Source organism: uncultured Zhongshania sp., from assembly GCF_963975605.1.
Taxonomy (GTDB): domain Bacteria; phylum Pseudomonadota; class Gammaproteobacteria; order Pseudomonadales; family Spongiibacteraceae; genus Spongiibacter; species Spongiibacter aquimaris.
On record NZ_CAXBHN010000002.1, the window covers coordinates 323,523 to 342,327 of the forward strand.

17 protein-coding genes are annotated in these 18,805 nt (G+C 47.5%); 3 read left to right on the forward strand and 14 right to left on the reverse strand.

Going from position 1 to position 18,805, the window contains the following annotated elements; all coding sequences use genetic code 11:
• Window positions 1–2: 2 nt before the first annotated feature.
• The 8 genes from AAC007_RS03820 to AAC007_RS03855 all read right to left on the reverse strand — a co-directional run bounded on the left by AAC007_RS03820 (window position 3) and on the right by AAC007_RS03855 (window position 7,775).
• The gene (locus tag AAC007_RS03820) at window positions 3–1,325 is read right to left on the reverse strand and encodes a pilus assembly protein N-terminal domain-containing protein (protein ID WP_339674667.1); all 1,323 of its coding nucleotides are present in this window, start codon (window positions 1,323–1,325) and stop codon (window positions 3–5) included.
• A complete protein-coding gene (gene cpaB, locus AAC007_RS03825; RefSeq protein ID WP_339674668.1) occupies window positions 1,318–2,244 on the reverse strand; it encodes a Flp pilus assembly protein CpaB in 927 nt (308 codons plus the stop codon). The genes AAC007_RS03820 and cpaB overlap by 8 nt, the downstream gene beginning before the upstream one ends.
• A gap of 9 nt (window positions 2,245–2,253) precedes the next feature.
• A complete protein-coding gene (locus AAC007_RS03830) occupies window positions 2,254–2,448 on the reverse strand; it encodes a hypothetical protein (protein WP_296433975.1) in 195 nt (64 codons plus the stop codon).
• Window position 2,449: 1 nt separating this feature from the next.
• The gene (locus AAC007_RS03835; RefSeq protein WP_296433976.1) at window positions 2,450–3,037 is read right to left on the reverse strand and encodes a hypothetical protein; all 588 of its coding nucleotides are present in this window, start codon (window positions 3,035–3,037) and stop codon (window positions 2,450–2,452) included.
• Window positions 3,038–3,170: 133 nt separating this feature from the next.
• The gene (locus tag AAC007_RS03840; protein ID WP_339674669.1) at window positions 3,171–3,950 is read right to left on the reverse strand and encodes a hypothetical protein; all 780 of its coding nucleotides are present in this window, start codon (window positions 3,948–3,950) and stop codon (window positions 3,171–3,173) included.
• Window positions 3,951–3,952: 2 nt separating this feature from the next.
• The gene (locus AAC007_RS03845; RefSeq protein ID WP_339674670.1) at window positions 3,953–5,539 is read right to left on the reverse strand and encodes a pilus assembly protein TadG-related protein; all 1,587 of its coding nucleotides are present in this window, start codon (window positions 5,537–5,539) and stop codon (window positions 3,953–3,955) included.
• A 127-nt stretch (window positions 5,540–5,666) separates the two neighbouring features.
• Window positions 5,667–5,954: a pilus assembly protein gene (locus tag AAC007_RS03850; RefSeq protein ID WP_296433979.1), complete on the reverse strand. Its 288-nt coding sequence runs from the start codon at window positions 5,952–5,954 to the stop codon at window positions 5,667–5,669.
• Window positions 5,955–6,470: 516 nt separating this feature from the next.
• Window positions 6,471–7,775 (reverse strand): ammonium transporter, encoded by a 1,305-nt coding sequence (locus tag AAC007_RS03855; RefSeq protein WP_295871678.1) that lies wholly within the window; start codon window positions 7,773–7,775, stop codon window positions 6,471–6,473.
• Between the two features lie 417 nt (window positions 7,776–8,192).
• On the opposite strand from AAC007_RS03855, the gene AAC007_RS03860 reads away from it, so the two are divergent.
• Window positions 8,193–9,107 (forward strand): helix-turn-helix domain-containing protein, encoded by a 915-nt coding sequence (locus AAC007_RS03860; RefSeq protein ID WP_339674671.1) that lies wholly within the window; start codon window positions 8,193–8,195, stop codon window positions 9,105–9,107.
• Between the two features lie 14 nt (window positions 9,108–9,121).
• Window positions 9,122–9,889 carry an RNA methyltransferase gene (locus tag AAC007_RS03865; protein ID WP_339674673.1) on the forward strand — a complete coding sequence of 256 codons (768 nt, stop codon included), beginning with the start codon at window positions 9,122–9,124 and terminating at the stop codon, window positions 9,887–9,889.
• Window positions 9,890–9,911: 22 nt separating this feature from the next.
• Here AAC007_RS03865 and AAC007_RS03870 read toward each other — a convergent pair whose 3' ends face one another.
• Together AAC007_RS03870 and AAC007_RS03875 are read right to left on the reverse strand one after the other, a co-directional pair.
• Window positions 9,912–11,087 carry a VWA domain-containing protein gene (locus AAC007_RS03870; RefSeq protein WP_295871669.1) on the reverse strand — a complete coding sequence of 392 codons (1,176 nt, stop codon included), beginning with the start codon at window positions 11,085–11,087 and terminating at the stop codon, window positions 9,912–9,914.
• A gap of 1 nt (window position 11,088) precedes the next feature.
• Window positions 11,089–11,937, reverse strand: a complete 849-nt coding sequence (locus tag AAC007_RS03875) for a MoxR family ATPase (protein ID WP_219041698.1) — start codon at window positions 11,935–11,937, stop codon at window positions 11,089–11,091.
• 210 nt (window positions 11,938–12,147) lie between these two features.
• Here AAC007_RS03875 and cysK point away from each other — a divergent pair, with 210 nt between their 5' ends.
• Window positions 12,148–13,110, forward strand: coding sequence for a cysteine synthase A (gene cysK / locus AAC007_RS03880; protein ID WP_296433983.1), 963 nt, complete (start codon window positions 12,148–12,150; stop codon window positions 13,108–13,110).
• Window positions 13,111–13,177: 67 nt separating this feature from the next.
• Here the strand turns inward: cysK and AAC007_RS03885 are convergent, their stop codons facing one another.
• The 4 genes from AAC007_RS03885 to AAC007_RS03900 form a co-directional block, all read right to left on the reverse strand.
• Complete coding sequence (locus tag AAC007_RS03885; protein ID WP_339674675.1) at window positions 13,178–14,779, reverse strand: serine/threonine-protein kinase; 1,602 nt, start codon at window positions 14,777–14,779, stop codon at window positions 13,178–13,180.
• Window positions 14,776–15,510, reverse strand: coding sequence for a hypothetical protein (locus tag AAC007_RS03890; RefSeq protein WP_339674677.1), 735 nt, complete (start codon window positions 15,508–15,510; stop codon window positions 14,776–14,778). The genes AAC007_RS03885 and AAC007_RS03890 overlap by 4 nt, the downstream gene beginning before the upstream one ends.
• A gap of 208 nt (window positions 15,511–15,718) precedes the next feature.
• Entirely contained in the window at window positions 15,719–17,041 is a 1,323-nt protein-coding gene (locus tag AAC007_RS03895) for an autotransporter outer membrane beta-barrel domain-containing protein (protein WP_339674679.1), read from the reverse strand.
• 63 nt (window positions 17,042–17,104) lie between these two features.
• Window positions 17,105–18,757, reverse strand: coding sequence for a caspase family protein (locus tag AAC007_RS03900; RefSeq protein WP_339674680.1), 1,653 nt, complete (start codon window positions 18,755–18,757; stop codon window positions 17,105–17,107).
• Window positions 18,758–18,805 lie beyond the last annotated feature (48 nt).

Sequence of the window (18,805 nt, forward strand, 5' to 3'; positions counted from 1 at the left end):
AGCTATTCCATTAATGCAGCGTCAACGGTGATATGGGCCTGGTTTTCCCTAAGCATTTCGGTAGCAAACGAGCTTAACGCCCGGTCGGTTTCATCGCCTGGGCTGATAAGTTTTGGCGTTAACAACACCACCACCTGCTTGTTATCCGAGTCCTTGTCCTCTACGCCAAAAAGATATTTTAAAATAGGAATTTTACTCAGACCGGGGATACCCGATGTCGCTTCAGAGTCTGCTGTTGCAAACAGTCCCGAAATTGCTACGGTTTGATTGGCTTCAAGCTGAACAACTGTTTGGGTCTTTCTGTTCCTGGTACCGGGAACACCGTTAACGGTCACAGATGGATCTATGTCACTGAGGTCAACGGTAACCTCCATATTGATAATACCGTCATCAATAGTAGGTGATACTTGCAATATCACCCCATAGTCCTGACGTTCGACTGTTGTCGCTCCCAGCGCATTGATGACGGGAATGGGGAATTGCCCACCTATGTGGAACGATGCCGATTCACCGCTGACCGCAGTGAGCTTCGGAGCGCTGAGTATTCTCGCCTGCCCGGAACTTTGAAGAAAATTAAGAGTAGAGGCAAGATGGGAAGTAATACCGAAATACTGGAAGAAACTACTATCACCAAACGGGATGGCGTTAATAATACCTTCATTTGTTCCATCGGGATCTTCCTGAAATATCCTGAATCTACCTGGCGTTATATCTTTGTGAAAACCGTATATCGGACCCGATGTTGCTGTATCCCATTCGATACCCAGCTTTTGGACGTCATTATCATTGATCTCAACCAATACCGCATCAACACGAATAATCGGATTTCTTTTAAAGGGACGTTCTTCTAGTATAAAAATAGCATCCGGCGTCAGTGCTCTTACTGCTTCAATGCTGGCCATGTTATTTTTATTAATCTTGCCCTCTACAACCAGTCGGCTATCCATAGAATAAACCTTCAGTCCGGAGATTTTAGCTGTCAGGGCTCTCGCCATGCGCACGCTCTCTGACACGTAGCGATCTTGAACTTTAATTTTATAGAGAAGCTTCCGTCCGCCATTACGCCAGATTTGCATGCTGGACTCACCAGGCTCCAACCCAACTATCATCAACTCGCCATTTTCCAGTGTTTTGTACCCTACTTTACTGGGGTCTCCAATAGCCACATGAGTTAAGCCGTTGATCTGGAGTGTTCTCACTTCACCTACTTCTATAGGCATATTACTGGGATAATCTGCATAGCCCCGAGCCGGAAACAGCAAAAGGCATAATCCGAAAATCGCGGGAATCTTTATAAAAAATTGCAACACCCTCTCCTTACTCATTCATTTCTGCCAAGTCATTCCCTGACTCCTGACGAGCTTGATCTACCAACTGATCCTGGCTCAACACCTTGACCAATCTGCCCTTGGCGTTTCTTACCGCAGCGCCGGGTTCTCTTTCTGAGCTGGTGACCTGAACAAAATCCTGGTAAGTATTTATAACCCCTTCCGCTGAAGTACCCGCGTACACAGTGACTACCCCCGAGCCAGCTGGCGATATATCGTAAGAGGCGGATTTAACATCTTTGTCGTTTCTCAAAAGGAAAACCAATTGATACTTTATTTGAGCTTCGTAAATCGACTGTACGTACTCACCTGCGACACCCAATGTGACGGTGGAATATTGCGCATTTTTATACATACCCCGAACTTTTGGATCGGCCACAGAAAAATTACCCGTAGAGAGAACCCGAACACGATCCAATATCAGCTCGAATGCCGCGCCTTTATTTTTTATGACGCCAAGATCGATGTAGTCTCCCGCCTCAAGCATATGTGCAATACTGCTGACACCATCCACTTCCAACGTAACGGCTCTCTCGCCAAAGGCGAGCAAGTCTGAAAATTTATCAATTCTAGAAACCCCCTCAACCATATATCGCAGCAGGGGCTTTCCCTTTGACATCGGCGCCGATAAATATTTTTCCTCCACGTCCGGATAGGACGTCGGATAGATGACGCCATCGGGTACATATTCACTCGGTATGCTTTTAATCATCATAGTGTCCAGGTCGACCCTTGCCCCGACCGGCAAATCTATTTTCGCCACCACCACATCCACTAGCCTTGCCTCAGAACGGATTTTCTCCCGCAATCCTCTTTCCCTTACCTCAAAGTAATACTTGGTCAGGAAGAACGCGGCAACCGCGCAACAGAGTGCCAGTATCAGCGCAATAGGGTATCGATATTTCGCAATGGACATAGACTGACTTCACTCGTCGACGGGCTGAGAAACAACATACTCATAACCCTTGTAGTTTTTTTGAAAAGACTCGACCAGCACACCAATGATTGCCCGGCCCCCAAAAACCTCTATCGGCGTAAACAAGGCCGCCACTACGACCAATGTACCCACTATGTACTCCGGCAAAGCCTGTCCTCGCTGCTCTTTCATTCTTGAATACATTTTATTTTTCCTGCCATACACCAACAATTCTCGTTGACCCATCCGAATCACTAATCGCAAATTCCAATTGCTGACTTTTATCTTCAGCACTCAGGTAAGATAAAAAAATCATACCGCTCTCAGCCCGCTTGATGTTTTTTCTACTCACAAGAAAGCCCTCTTCCGAATAATGCTTCTCTATTATTTGAGCTGTTTTTTCTATCGAATTACTGGAATCAATCCAGTATGTTTCGGACCGTCTTCCCCCATCGATGGATTCCACAACTGAAAAAATACTCATACCTGAGAGTAATTTAACTTTATTGAAGGCATAGCCCTGCCGATTCTTATCGAGCATTTTCGGTAATGACGAGATGCCCAGAAGAACTCGAATTCCCTTGATGCCCTCTTCTTGGTACTGAACGGTAAAGTTGTATCCATCTTCAATATGGGAAAGTACATCCCAATCTCCGAGCTCCATCCGTATAAAAGGCGGTTGTTCATCATCCGCCCCGCCCCGCCAAAGTTCAGAATAAAAATCCAAGAGTGGCTTTTCACCACTGCGCCAGAAATATTCGTATGCCCTTACCGGTATACCATTCACCTGCATGTTTTCTCCCACAACACTGACAGACACCCCTTTGGGCACCGGCAATGTATCTGGCCAGGCCCAGCTATGACATGGCGCCAAGATACAGAAAATTATCGCTATACCCCGAGATTGAGATACGCTTCTCATCACATTAAAAGCACGCCAATTCGCGATCATTAACGCCCCCCAGCACCCGACTACAGGGCACCACATCACCCTCGACATATCCGGGTTTGAATCCACCCCATTCCTCAAAGCCAATCAATTCAGCGAAATTTGCCATGCTGTCAAAAACGGCATTGTCGAAAGCCTTTTCTCCAAAAATACTATTTTCAATGGCATTTTTTAAACGGCTGTCAGTAACTTTTCTCCAAGCTTGTGCATAAATAGCATTTTTAGAATACGTTTCGATCCGATCTTCAAGGCTAAGACGGCTTGTGTTTATGAATGGTATGTTCACCTCTACCGAATGCATTCCATCCGACTCCAGATTGAACCCGACAATGCCGTTATCCAATGTCGCCTGCCGCCACTGATGAATCTCAGAATCAGGATCACTATTACGGTGTGATGTAGATGAGAAGGAGCTATCCGATTCCACCAGCGCAATTTCATATTTTCCGGCTTCCGAATAGAGATAGAGCGGATCCACCCGATCCTTATCAAGATTTGTTGATTTGAGGTCTTTCTCACTGTCAACGTCCTTGTGAAGACCGTACAGAAATCGCTTGTTTATTTCGTTACTAATTTCTGAGGGACTTTTAGTGGTACTAATGCTCTCCCACGCCGCATACCTGGCCGCTTCATGTGCCCGGTGCTGCAAATCGCCCACCTTCCCCAGGTACACAATCAGAAATAGCACTGGCACCAATACAAAAGTAGCAGCCACCAATATTTCCAGTAATGCCTGACCTCGTTCTGCGTTCGCCATGCTCACAGTTCCTTCAAGGCATTTAGAGAGCCAGATTCGCCGATGTCAATTTTATCCAGTCGGGCCTCCCAGAATGGATTGTAGGCGTTACCATATTCCACTCTGCCATCACTACGCTGCGATTCGGCACGAATCCATTTGTCGTTGCTGCGCTTGAAATATATCGCTGCCGCAGAAGCGCCGTGCAGGGAATCGTTTTGCGCGCCTTTTTCGCGCTCTAAACTTAAATTGTCTGATGTGGCAAGAATTTTTCGGTAGGTTTTAAGTTTTCCGCGCTCCTTCCTGAGGTAGATAAAAACGTGGTCCGTCTCGTTCACGTACCCTTCTTTTTTTAAGTTGAAAAAGGGTGTCAACCCAACACCCTGCTCGGTACCTTGAGAGACGTCCGAGTCAAATTCATTACTTAGTTCGTAGCAATTCAGAGCCGTTACGTCCATTAGCTTGAATGCACCGCTATTCTGCGATTTACTCCCACCGCCATAGCCTCTCGCGATATCAGGATCAGTGCAGGCTGACCCTCTGGGGTTTTTATTCCAATATGACGTCCCTTCATGTATCACGTGGTGGCATTTACTGCATTCGTTGCCAACATAGGCGTGACCAACACCCAACTTAACTCTCTCCTTATGACCCGTAGATTTAACACTGCCCTTCCAATCAAGGTAGCGAGTTTCGGCATGAATGGAGATGGCATCTATTGCTGACCAGGTTGTAAACGGGGTGCTATTTTGTACGTCGGGAGTATCTCCCCCCATGACTGCAGACCCGGATCGCTCTATTGTCAGCGTCGAATACAAAGGTACGCCGCTGACTGCGACCGCGGGAGTGCCTGGCAAAATAATTTTTTCCGGCATACCGGGAAAGGTAAATCGGTAAGTCCTGTTTGAAGAGAATTCATCCCGTGACGCCATAGTGACGTTTCTGAATTGTCGACACCTTGAAACCGTTTCCTTACTGACGTTGCCACCATCCCGAACTTTATTGGCTTCGCCTCTGCAGTCGTTCTGACCATACAAAGCAGATAGATGTATGGCGGTGTCATTTAACAGCGACACAGTCGCAAAGGAATAATCTATATCAGCATCATTGCTTTCAACCACGTCCGACATGATGTCCTGCGCAATAACCGAAACTAGCGGCACCGCCATTTTTTGAATATAGGAGATGCTTCTTATATATGCGGCGATTGCCCTTGCTATGGCTGGCGCAATGGATTCCACTACGCCCCTGGCGTTTTGCGCAATTTGGTTTATGTAGTTAGTTACTGCCGAGACATAGGGAATATACTGGCCAATATCATTTACCGTACTTGCCATGGTAGAGGTCATTCTTGTCCACGACACCATGGTCACAACCTGCGCCATAGTAACTTGGTTAGCCACAAGAGACCGATTGGAAAGGGCAACAAAATTATTATTCTGAGCAAAAACCGTAGCGACACTGTAGGCAGCGGCATCTGCCGCGTTCTGCATTCTCGTCGCTTCATTGGTCACCTTAAACGCATTGAACACATACTGAGCCGAGAATGCGACAACAACCAATACTGCAACCACGTAGGGGAGCACGTTTCCACGGATTTTCCGCACCATAAAGAGCCTCTTTCGTCCAATCGCAATCGCTCGGCCCTAGATTCGTCAATTTACGAATCTAGGTAAACGATTTCCAAGCCCAATAGAACATCGATAGAGAATCTATTGGACTGGAAAGATTAATGGCTTACTTCTGGTTTCCAGATGAGTAGTTGGAGAGATCTTTCTTCGTATTTGCCTGATCAACGGCAGCGTCCGCTGCATCTTGGGCATTGCTGATTTGATCTGTCCCGCTCTGCCCCGACATCTCCTGGGCAAGGCCGCCCATTTGCTCACGCAGAGTATCACCAAACAATCGGAAGACGCCGATGGCGGCCACCGCAATGAGGGCAACCACAATGATGTATTCAGTCATTCCTTGACCGAGTTGCTGACAGCGGGATTTAAACGTTGGATTAACACGAGTGGGGTTCATAAGCTCTCCTTAGCACGTACTGATTCCGCTTCCTTGCAGATTCATTTCTTACGCTAAATGGAGAAGGCTTATAAATCAAGAAAATTCTTCAATTAAATTGATAGCAATAGAATTCATATACCACCGAACACTATACAAGCCCTTATAACTTCGACAGTTCCAGGCGGTATGCTTCACATGAACGCTCGCTGTCCTATAGTTAATTTCTGAGCAAATAGATGAGATTGGAAGCAGGTACACGAAGTATTGTATTACCTGTACCGACCCAGAAACGATAAGCAGAAATATTCGTTATGAAGGCTTTCACTTACCAACGGACACCGAGTTTTACGTAGTAAGTCGAGTTAACTCTTATAGAGTCAGGGCAAACTTGAATGAAGAGTTTTCTAATGTCTTTGTTCATCATCGCGCCCCACTCTTCAAGTAACTAACACGTAAAGCGTAAGGCGCGACATTTTTTACTTTTTAAAAAATTAACCACGTAACATTCCAAAAAATGGTACGTGGTCATTCGATTTACAAATCGTAACCAACTTCGTTGTGACAGGTAATATCTAGGCCTTGCGCCTCTTCGTCGGCGGTTACGCGCAAGCCGATTAATTTGTCGATTGCAAAGAAGAGTATCCAGCTCACTACCGCTGTATAGGCCAAAGTCGCACCAATACCGATTAATTGAACTTTGAGCTGCGAAGCAATGGTGACACCTTCAGCCAGGCCTTGCCCGCTGAATATACCGAGTTCGCTACTCGCGAAAATGCCAGCCAAAAATGTACCTAAAATGCCGCCAACGCCATGCACTGGGAATACATCTAAGGAGTCATCTATTTTGATCACTTGCTTAAGCCACAATGTACTGTAGAAACACACGATACCTGCGCTTAAACCGATCACCATGGCGCCCGCTGGCCCAACATAGCCTGATGCCGGCGTTATGGTACCCAAACCTGCAACCATACCCGTTACCGCGCCCAAGGCGCTTGGCTTGCCATAGCGAATCCACTCGATAAACGACCAAGTAAGACAGCCAGCGGCCGCTGATAGATGGGTTACTAGCATTGCCATACCGGCATCACCATTGGCACCTAAAGCGCTGCCCGCGTTGAAGCCAAACCAGCCAACCCAAAGCATACCGGCGCCAATAAAGGTCATTGTCAGATTATGGGGAGGCAACGCCATTTGTCCGAAACCCTGGCGCTTACCCAGGACGATTGCCGCCACTAGTGCCGCTACACCAGCGGTGATATGAACCACTGTACCACCGGCAAAATCTAGCAAGCCCATTTGTGACAACCAACCGCCGCCCCAAACCCAGTGTGTCACCGGTGCATATACCGCAAGCAGCCATAGTGCTGAGAAGAGCATTACGGCAGAAAAACGAATTCGCTCGGCAAAGCCACCCACAATAAGTGCTGGCGTAATAATGGCAAAAGTCATTTGAAACATAATAAAGACAGTTTCTGGAATGTCTCCGCTTAGGCTAGATTCGCCAACGCCGGCCAAAAATGCCTTACTAAGGCCACCGACAAATGCCGAACCTTCCGAGAAGGCCATGCTGTAACCTACCGCCACCCAGAGTAATGACACTAAACAGGTTATGCTGAAACACTGCATTAACACGCTGAGTACGTTTTTACTTCGTACTAAACCGCCATAAAACAAGGCGAGACCGGGCAGTGTCATGAATAACACCAGGGCGGTCGACGTTAATATCCAAGCGGTATTTGCACCGTTAATTTCCTCAGAAAATCCCCATTGTGGGGCGGCCAGCAATATTAAGGCTGCCACACAACGCAACAGCGGCCTTGTTTTAATGGTTAACATCAAAAATCCTCTCCCAATAATTTCAAAGCGCACCAAATTTGGTCAATATACGATTGTATGCGCCATAAAAATGCACGACTTCTAATGAGAAAACTTTAGATTAACCGCCTAAAGCGTCTCAAAATAATGAGGTGCGATGTTTTTTTATGGATGTAATAGCGTATTCACGCCTTTCTAACCGCATCAGTTTTGTGCATTAACGGCGTTACCGCTGAGTGCAATAAAAAAACGCACAAACACAAAGCAATTATCATGCCCATATGAAGTGCATTCGCACCAAATTGCAGCGCTAATAGCAAATAAGGTACGGCGGGGTAAATAATCTTGCCCAAATAAAAGAATAGCGGCTCGTTTTCGATTACTATGCTTTGGCCTGAAATGGCGACTCTTTTTCATGCGTATACGCTGGAGCGGCAATTGTTTTCCAAACCCACTGCGCGGGCACTCGCAATTCTTGACCTCTTAATGGCTCATCCGCACAAGGCCTTTGGTCTAACTGAGTTGACTAGAACCCTCAATCTCAATAAAGCGACGTGTCATGCGATTTTAAGCACCATGACGACGTACGGGTTTCTGATCCAGGACGAACGGCATAAGCAGTATCGATTAGGTCCATCCATTGTCGCGGCCGGCAATGCCGCGTTTGCGCAATTTCCCGCTCTTGAATACGCCCGCCCCGAGCTAGAGAAACTAACCAGCGAGCTTGGTATAGGTTGCGGCGTAATTGGCCGCAGCGCGAAACATCTGGTGCTATTGGCAAATTACGGCATTCCAAAGCCCCTGGACTTCCCTTTTCAGCTGGGGCTTCGCTTACCAAATACTGGGCCGCTCGGTGCGACGTTTATTGCTTGGTCGCCGGCAAAAACACTCGAAGCATGGCTACAAAAGGCGCAGCCAAGCGAATTTGACGACAAGCTCGATCAGCGTCTGAGAATTGCGGTCATTGGAATACGCGCCCGCGGCTACGAAGTCACATTGAAAACCCAAGCCGAGCAAGATCTCGAGGTTGCCCTAAGCAACGGTCGCTTAAATTGGAGCCTGGAACAACAAGCGCAGTCGACAGAGCTTTATCGCGAAGCGCTGTGCAGTGAGGACTATCACTTAAACCGCATTGAGCCCGATCGTATGTATCCGGTGTGCAATATCGCCGTGCCTGTATTTGGCCGAGGCAGCGAGCCCGAACTGGTCTTCTCTACCGGTAGCATTGACGGCTCACTGAGTGGCAAGCAAATCACTGAGATTGCCACCCAACTGCAAAATGCCGCAAAGAATGTCACGCTCGCGGCCCACTCAGCATCGGGCCTCGATACCCAGCCGCCCTCTTCTTTTTAGGTTCGCTATACATTATGAGCAATCCCGAGTACCAACAGCGCAAAGCTTTTTTTGATCAGCTTCTCACCATTTACGGCCGCAAACCTGTTTTAGAAGCGCTGCAAGACTCGGCGATGCAAATTTATAAATTACACCTTGCCGACAGCAATAAAGAAGACGGGATTATTCGCGATATCAAAAAAATCGCGCAGCAACGCAATATTGATATTGAATTTCATGATCGAAAAGCGCTATCCAGAATTTCTAAAAACGGCAAACAGGATCAAGGCGTCGCTGCAGATTTGCAACTCAGCGGCTACCAGCCGAGCACCGTTATTAGCAAAGACATGCTGAGTAGCGGCAAGCAACGCTACATTGCCTTAGATCGCATCACCAACCCGCAAAACATGGGCATGATCATTCGCTCGGTGGCGGCAAGTGGCATTGACGGTATTATTCTACCGCGGCGCGGTGGCGCACCATTGACCGCCTTGGTGATCAAAGCCAGCGCCGGCACGCTGTTTAGGGCGCCTTTGTTTTACTGTGAGGATCTAGCGAAAGAGTTAGCACGCATGCAAGCTGACGGCGCGCAGATTTGCGGTCTGTCATCCCACGCAAAACATTCGGTTTTTGAAAACCCTGTACGCACTAGCCAGATTTATATTTTAGGCAATGAAACGGACGGTGTGAGCAAAGACATTGAAAGCTTGTGCGACACCATGCTCAAAATACCAATGCACAACGGTGTCGAATCACTGAATGTGGCAGTAACCGCTGCATTAATCGCGTTTTTAGGGCGTTAATGCACTGCGGTAAAGAACGCTGTTATTTGGCTAGGTAGGCCATGGCCTTTTCAAGACCGCCCAAGGTCATGGGGAACATATGCCCCTCCATCTGCTGTTCAACCAGTTTTATAGACTGCGTCCAATTCCAGTCCTGCGGGGGGACGGGATTTAACCAAGCAACCTTTTCATAGGTTTCACGTAAACGTCGCATCCACACTTCGCCAGACTCTTCATTCCAGTGCTCAACACTGCCACCGGGCTGAACAATTTCGTAGGGCGACATAGACGCGTCGCCAACAAAAATGACTTTATAGTCAGCGCTGTATTTGTGCAGAATATCGAGCAGTTGGATACGCTCTGAATGCCGGCGAATATTATTGTCCCACACGGACTCATAGATATAGTTGTGGAAGTAGTAATATTGCATATGCTTGAATTCAGTCCGCGCAGCAGAGAATAACTCTTCGCATACTTTGATATGAGGATCCATTGATCCGCCGATGTCAAAAAACAGCAGTACTTTTACGGCATTGTGACGTTCGGGCACCATTTTTAAATCTAGCATGCCGCCATTTTTTGCCGTTGAAGAAATGGTGTCGTTAATATCTAGCTCGTCTGCCGCGCCGGTACGGGCAAACTTTCGCAAACGGCGCAGTGCAACTTTAATATTTCTGGTACCCAGCTCGACATTATCGTCTAGGTTTTTAAAGTCTCGGCGCTCCCATACCTTTACCGCTTTCTTATTGCTACTTTCGCCACCAATTCGAATACCTTCAGGGTTATATCCACTGTGACCGTAGGGCGACGTACCACCGGTGCCAATCCACTTATTACCACCCTCGTGGCGGCCCTTCTGTTCGTCAAGACGCTTCTTAAATTCTTCAATGAGCTTGTCTAAGCCACCCAAGGACTCAATCTTCGCTTTCTCTTCATCGCTGAGCTGCTTGAGAAACTCTTTACGAAGCCAGTCATCTGGAATCATCGCCTCGATAATGTCATCAAGCGTGCTCAGTTCCGAGAAGTAACTGGCAAAGGCCTTATCAAAGCGATCGTAGTATTTTTCATCCTTGACCATACATATACGCGCGAGCTGATAGAACTCGTCGACGTCGACAAAAGCCAAACGCGCCTCAAGCCCTGAAATCAAATCTAGCAGCTCACGGATAGTGACCGGAATGCCGGCGTTTCTGAGACCGAGGAAAAATTGAACTAACATATTAGCCGCGACTCTCGCGACGGTGCATAAAGGCCAATCGCTCTAGTAAGTGCACATCTTGTTCGTTTTTCAACAAGGCGCCATATAAAGGTGGGATCGCTTTACTGGTATCACGATTCTTTAATATTTCATCGGGAATCTCATCGGCCATCAGTAACTTCAGCCAATCGATTAACTCAGAGGTAGAGGGCTTTTTCTTCAAGCCCGGAATTTGACGAATTTCAAAGAACATCTCCATGGCCTCTGCAACCAGCTGTTTGGAAATATCAGGATAGTGAACCGCGATGATTTTCTGCATGGTATCGCGATCTGGGAAGGTGATGAAATGGAAGAAGCAGCGCCGCAGGAATGCGTCCGGAAGCTCCTTTTCATTGTTACTGGTAATGATGATAATCGGGCGCTTTTTCGCTTTAACGGTTTCACCCGTTTCATAGACAAAGAATTCCATGCGGTCCAATTCAACGAGTAAATCGTTGGGAAATTCGATGTCAGCCTTATCAATTTCATCAATCAGCAAAACCACCTGCTCATCCGCTGCAAAGGCTTCCCATAACTTGCCGCGTTTAATGTAGTTGGCAATATCGTTAACCTTTTCATTGCCGAGCTGCGAGTCGCGCAAACGCGATACCGCATCGTATTCATACAGACCTTGTTGCGCCTTTGTGGTTGACTTGATATGCCACTGAATCAAGGGCTTACCCAGCGAGGCTGCAACCTGCTCAGCAAGCAACGTTTTACCCGTGCCCGGCTCGCCTTTAATCAGTAATGGACGCTGTAATGTCACAGCAGCGTTCACTGCCATACTCAGGTCATCGGTTGAAACATAAGAATCGGTACCCGTAAATTTCATTGCTTTTTCCTGGTGAAAATATCGCACGGTTTGCTTATAACGAGGCGAAGTTTAAAATGATTGCGCAGCAGACTACCCAAGCTGGCTTTATAAGGCAATTACAAATCAGGCCAGCTATAGTAAGAGCTTTACACATAAATTCGATAAATATCGCCCTATTCACCCTTTATTGGGCTTATTTTCCAGAAATCAACAGCAATGGAGACCGATATGTCCGCCCCATTCAATGATCTAAGCCTCAGTATTGGCAACACCCCACTGATCAAAATAAACAGGATCAGCCAGCACACTATTTTTGTGAAAATGGAGAGTCGCAACCCAGCCAACAGCGTCAAGTGCAGAATCGGTGCCAATATGATTTGGCAGGCTGAAAAGGACGGGCTACTTAAGGCGGGAATGGAAATCGTCGAACCTACCAGCGGCAATACGGGTATTGCCCTCGCGTTTGTAGCGGCTGCACGGGGTTATCCGATTACCCTAACTATGCCAAACAGCATGAGTATGGAGCGCCGAAAAGTACTACTCGCCCTGGGTGCCAAGCTTATTCTGAGTGAAGGTAGCAAAGGTATGAAAGGCGCTATTGCCGCCGCCGAGGAGGTGGTTGCCAGCGATCCCGCGAAGTATTTCATGCCACAGCAGTTTAGCAACCCCGCGAACCCCGCGATTCACGAACGCACTACCGGCCCAGAAATTTGGCAGGACACCAATGGTAGCATCGATATTCTGGTGAGTGGTGTTGGCACCGGCGGCACCCTATCCGGTATATCACGATACATCAAAAATACCTGCGGCAAGGCAATCACCACCGTCGCTGTTGAGCCGGCGTCATCGACACTCATACGCAGTGCGCTCAATGGCAGCGAGCCCAGCCATGCGCCCCACAAAATTCAAGGTATTGGCGCTGGGTTTATCCCGGACAATCTTGATTTAAGTATGGTCGATATCGTCGAGGCGGTGACTGATGAGGAAGCCATGCAGTGGGCGCACCGCTTGATGAAAGAAGAAGGTATTCTGGCCGGAATTTCCAGCGGGGCGGCCATGGCGGTAGCACAGCGCCTAGCATCACAACCTGAAAATGCTGGTAAAACAATCGTCGCGATTTTGCCAGACTCAGCTGAACGGTATTTAAGCTCTGCCCTGTTTGACGGAGCCTTCACCGAAATCGAAGGCTAGTCAGCGCCGAGTGATGGGTAAAAACCTATCACTCGACACCTTTACCCTACTATGTTTTCACCCTATTTCAGTGGCTCTGCAGCGATTTTTTAAGATCAAGTAACTCGGAATTTTGTGCAAGAGAATCGTACTTCATAAGCTCTTCAAGCTGCTGCAGTCGGAGTGTACGGCCGCTTTCGGTATCACCGACCGCCAACGCAGCAACGACCTTATCAACCAAGGCATCGATTTTGGTCATGACCTCTTTGTTCCTTGGGTGCAATGAATACGCTCGATCTAAATAGAATAATGCACCGTTTATGTCGGCGAACTTTAAGGCCTGATCCGCTTCACTTAAATTATCCAACACCTTCTTTTGAATATCTGGAGCGAGCTCCTCAAAGGGAATATCGGGGCCAGCTTCTGGCGTATAAAAACTGAGATAGCCTGCAAAGGCCAAAACCACCGCCAATAAAGCCAAACTAAGATGCTTGGCCATACGACCAGCGCCGCTAAATTGGCGATAGAACTGATCTGCATTTTGCCAGCGCATGGTGCGCTCAAAATTTAACGCCTTTGCGATAGCCTTCCACTGATAGTGCGGAATACCTTTGATACGCTTTGGCTGCATACCTGCGTCGCGCGCTACTGTCGCCTTCTTGCGGTCAAAGGGATGTTTTCCGGTAAACAATTGATATGCAATTACGCCGATCGCATACACGTCGTCGGCTGGATCGGGGTCAGCCCCCTCAAACATATCGCAACTCGCATAAGCAGGAGTTAAACCAACCACCTCATCAATTTCATCTTGCACCGCGCCTTCGACAGAAGACAATGCGCGGGCGATACCGAAATCGAGTACTTTTAAAACACCGGCCTCGGTCACAAAAATGTTTTGCGGCTTAACATCGGAGTGCACGATATTGCGCTGATGCGCGTATGCGAGACCTTGGCTCATTGCATTTATATAAGCAACCGACTGAGCGTGGCTACGAGTCTCATCTTTAATAATTTCGTCTAATGTTTGACCTTTTAATGCCTCCATCGTCATGAAGAAGACATCACCATCTCGGTCAAAATCGTAAACAGTGATTACGTTCGGGTGGGCAAGTTTTTGCGATTTATCGGTTTCTCTTTGCAGTGAAATATATGCGAGAGGATCTTGCGAAAAGTCACCGCTAATGAGTTTAATTGCTACGTAGGGATCGTGATGACGGGCTTCGATTTTACGCTGATCGACAGCTAGAAATACCGCGCCCATCCCCCCTTCGCCCAACATTTTTTCCAGACGAAAACGATCTTTTAACAAATCACCTACTTGAAAGCTCACTCGACTATTTTTAGCCGAGTTCGCCACGGTCTTAGCAGAGTCAAAAACGGCTGTTGCATCATCTTGTTGCCTTGCAGTGACGACTGTGGCGTCGTCGAAGCCCACTATTGTGTCTTCGTTTTGGTCAGGGGCAATAGCAACCGTAGCATCGTCATCAAGCGAATGGACCTCAGATATATCATCTATTTCAATGTCGTCGCTTCGGGCAGACTGTAACTCGGTAATTTCATCAATGATTATCGAGCTATCGCCGCAGGCCGCGCTATCATCTAGATCAAACAAAGACTCGTCTAGTTCGGTGTCTTCTTCATGTTCAGCACGCTCCACACCCGCGATCTTTGTTTTATCTTCTTCGCTCATTCCGCTACTCTCCCTATAGGGTTTACATCCTTTTGCAACAACTCTGGCCAACGCTGCAGCCAGCAGCAACTATGATCTATATCTGCAAGTATTTTATATTGCCCGCCATGCAGGGAGACAAAATTAAGTAAGTGAGAAGACGACACATTTTTGTCTTCTGCACCGCCAAAGTGTAAAAACTTTAGTGTGCCTGGGTAATTAAGCTTCGCGGGATCTAGCGAATCCGAGAGCGGCAAATAGCCATGATGAGCCGTCCACGACGCCACATCAAGATTGCCCGCAATGGTGACAACGCTGACTAAGGATGGTATTTGCTGAAAAAACAAATCCGAGGCCATCAACATCGCTAAACTGCCACCACCGCTATAGCCGATCAACGTAGATTGATCGATATCAAACTCCGCAGCAATGTCATTTACTGCCGCCACCATACTCTGTACCACAACAGGGGAATATCGCGCTGAGGTCCAATATATATCCTTACAATCGCCATCTTGAAATAAGCCCATATAACAGGGCCGCCCAAGGTAGAGAATATTTTCAGAATCCAGATTCGCCAAGCTTAATGCCAGTGGCTGCTTGGTCGTCGGGTCTGCGGACACTTCTCTACCATCAAGCCATGGCCGACCATCACCTTCTATATAGATATGTATGCGCCGGCTGTGAGGTTGCTTAATTCGCAAGTACGCAATGTGATTAAAGCCGTCCCCCTTTATTACGCGGTGCTGCATGCCGTATTCAATTGCACTTGCGTCTATCTTCTGTGTCGGGCTGCTGCATGCAGAAAGGCACAACACAGAAATAAAAAGGCCCAAATGACAGAAAAACAAAATCCTGCATTTGAGCCATTTGTGAACGCGTCGTGACATTAACTCTACGCTTGCTAAGTTGCCACGTTGTTTCATTACTTCCTTCTATACTACCCGCACAAAGTCACGCCTAGGGAAACTCATACCTTAGACCAACCGTTGCCGTGTATTTGTTTAGGTAGTCGTGATAAAACAAACGCTCATATACTGCGTAAGCAGCGAAACCACCGCTAAACTGTGCAGAAGCGCCCCACGAAACCAACACAGTACTGGAGTCTGGATCGTCGGCTTCATTAGCGAAACTGCTGATAGCGCTTTTATCCGAATCATTTAAATTTTGGCCATTTGCAGTATAAGCGTCACCATCAGTTGCGATTAACTCCACCCTTAAGGAAGGCAACAACACCCCCCAATCTTGTAAAATGGGGTAATCACTTTGAACCGACAAAGTCAGCGTCGTTGAATCAATATCTTGACTATCTATACTCCGAATTATGCCAAAACCTGAGGCCGACGTTTCGCGATACGCATCGAGTTCTCCAGACAGAAGCAACAGACGAGCCTGAGGTGTAACGCGAAGACCGCCGTAATTTTTTTCCATACCCAATGAAAAATCACCATACCAATAGCTGCCATCGGTCGACGCAGTAAAGCTATCTCCAACCGTGGTTCTTGCCACATCCACATCTAAAGCACCGTAGGCAATTAGACCAGCAACAAAATTATCACCACAGTATTTGGCACCGTGAACCCCAAAGGTGGTAGACGACACTTCGCTGCCTCCGTTCTGGGTGTCCAGATCACTATCACCGTCAGAGCCACTAAGCGACAGACCTAAAAACGTCGCGTCATCTAATCGGTAATCAAAACCCAAGGTAATCGAATTGATTTCTTGCTCATAGCCGCCACTTTTCGATGTGGCGTGCCTATCGCGGTTAGAGTAATCTGCGAAGCTAAACAGGGAGAATCGACTACCATTTAGCATGGCATTATCTGCGTCGTCGGCTCCTGCCGCACCACCAAGTGCGCGATAATCAAACGCGGTTTTATTAGATTTTTTGCCACTCATATTACGCTGGCTAATTATCTTGGAACCGATCGTCATCGCCACTTCCTGCGCTTGACTACCCGCCGACTCACTCACCGTCGCGCCACAAATATCGAAGTCCCTGGTTTCTACGGGAACAGCTGTTTCAGGAAAGGTAACTATCTCGCCTTCGGTAGTTTCAGCAACTCGGGGAACGCCCGCTGAGGAAGCTAGAGTGCTAAATTCGCCACTTCCCTGCCCACCTGTAGGGGGGATGTATTCACCGGAATTGTCACCACCAGATACGACTTTACTATTACACTCCACATCACTTGCTTCCGCCAAAACAGCGCTGGGAAGTAACAATAGCCCACAGCTAATAGCTAAGACGCTAGAAACTGCTTTGTTTACAAAATAAGTTTTCACGTTGTTATCTCTCTCTAAATTTTGGTAAAAAAACTCGGAAAAATTAAACCTATCAGTGAGTAATTAATTTACGTCGGCTTTGGGAATAAAGAAAAAGTCGCCAACCTCATGTCCAGCGCCTTTAATAATTTTATAAACTGGCTCTTGAATGAAATTGTTCAGCGCTGCCTGCTGGGTCACCGGCTCTCGAATTTGGGCATATAAATCAGGCGCCGACAATAATCCTTTATTGGCGCGCAATACATTTATCAACTCCCTCGCGAACACCGAATGTCCGTCACCGCCCTCGTCAATCACAGGCTTATCGCCACCAGATGACATGAGTAAACGTGAGCGCCGAGGCAGCTTGTATTTAACGTACTCGGGGTTATCTGACTCCCGACCTTGACCTAAAAACAACTGACCTGGCGCCGAAGACAACAAGCCGCCGTAGCAGGAATCTGCAATCACTAACACGCGCTTGGCTTGCAGCCGGCCTAAATGATTGCTAACAAATTCATTGGATATCCAAAAAGCATCATTCGGTGGCGGATCTGCATTTATTGGCAACCAATAGCCGGTATCCCGCTCGCCAACATTAACCATGCTGCCGTGACCAGCATAGTAGATAAGTAAATTATCTTTTTCCGTCAACACGCTGTGCAGCTCGTTAATCGCCTGCATTACTGTTAGTCGATCTGAATCAAGCAAGAGCTGGACCTGAAAACCATATTGCTTTTCAAGAATGTCACCAATCTCTCTGGCGTCGTTTAGCGGCGTTTCTAAATCATCTAATATCGCGTAGTCCCGATTACCAATTACCAACGCATAATAGCGACCGAAATCCATATCATCGAATTTAGTTCCGCCGCCAGCGGCAGTAGGAGACGCCTTAGGCATCGATAAAGCAGGTGTCCGCAATCTTGGTATGGTAGATAGTTTGCGTTCTACGCTGGCGCGGTCGTTGTGTACTGATTTAAGCAATTGCTGCAGAGTAGCTAACTCTGCACCGGAGTTTTGTGCAACTGCGGTCGAGGTATTCGCGCTACTCACTTGCTTTTTTAAGGCTGTCACTTGACGATCTAGCAATGCCAGCTGCTGATCTTTAGCCTTTAATTGATTTGCCAATTCAGCGCGTAACTCCTGCTGTTCGCGCTGCGCTGTTTCTTGGTAAATTAAGCTGTCTTCTGGGATTCCCCAAGCCTGCCGATAATAATTTATCGCTTGCAGACGGTCTTTCTCAACACCCAAGCCCTGCTCATACAATGTACCTAGATTAAATAAGGCGCTCTTATTACCTTGATCAGCGGCCTTTTGGTACCAAAATATTGCTACTTCGTAATTTGGTTCGGTGCCAAGCCCCTTCTCAAAAATTTCACCTACCGCAAGCTGTGCCTCTGCATCACCCTGCTCTGCAGACGGCAACCAAACCTTTAATGCTGTTTTATAATCGGCTCGGTCATATGCGACATACTCACCGCCGCGAATTCGACAATCTGCTGCAGTGGTTTTTACAGGACGTCTTGGCGACATGTACGACATATTGCCTAACTTGCGCAGCTGGCCCGGCAGCAGGCAATCAACAATTTGCAAGCCCGCTATAACATCTTCTGTGCTAGCAGGTACTGCACCCGTGTCATTTTCTTGTGTGTTTGAACACGCCGATACGCCACTAAAAAGCATGACAATCAAGCAACCAAGCCACCAGCGACGGTAACTACCCTTAAGACTAGCCATGACTGCCTCCGCAATACCCTAGATTATGGTTCCATCCCGACCGAGCCG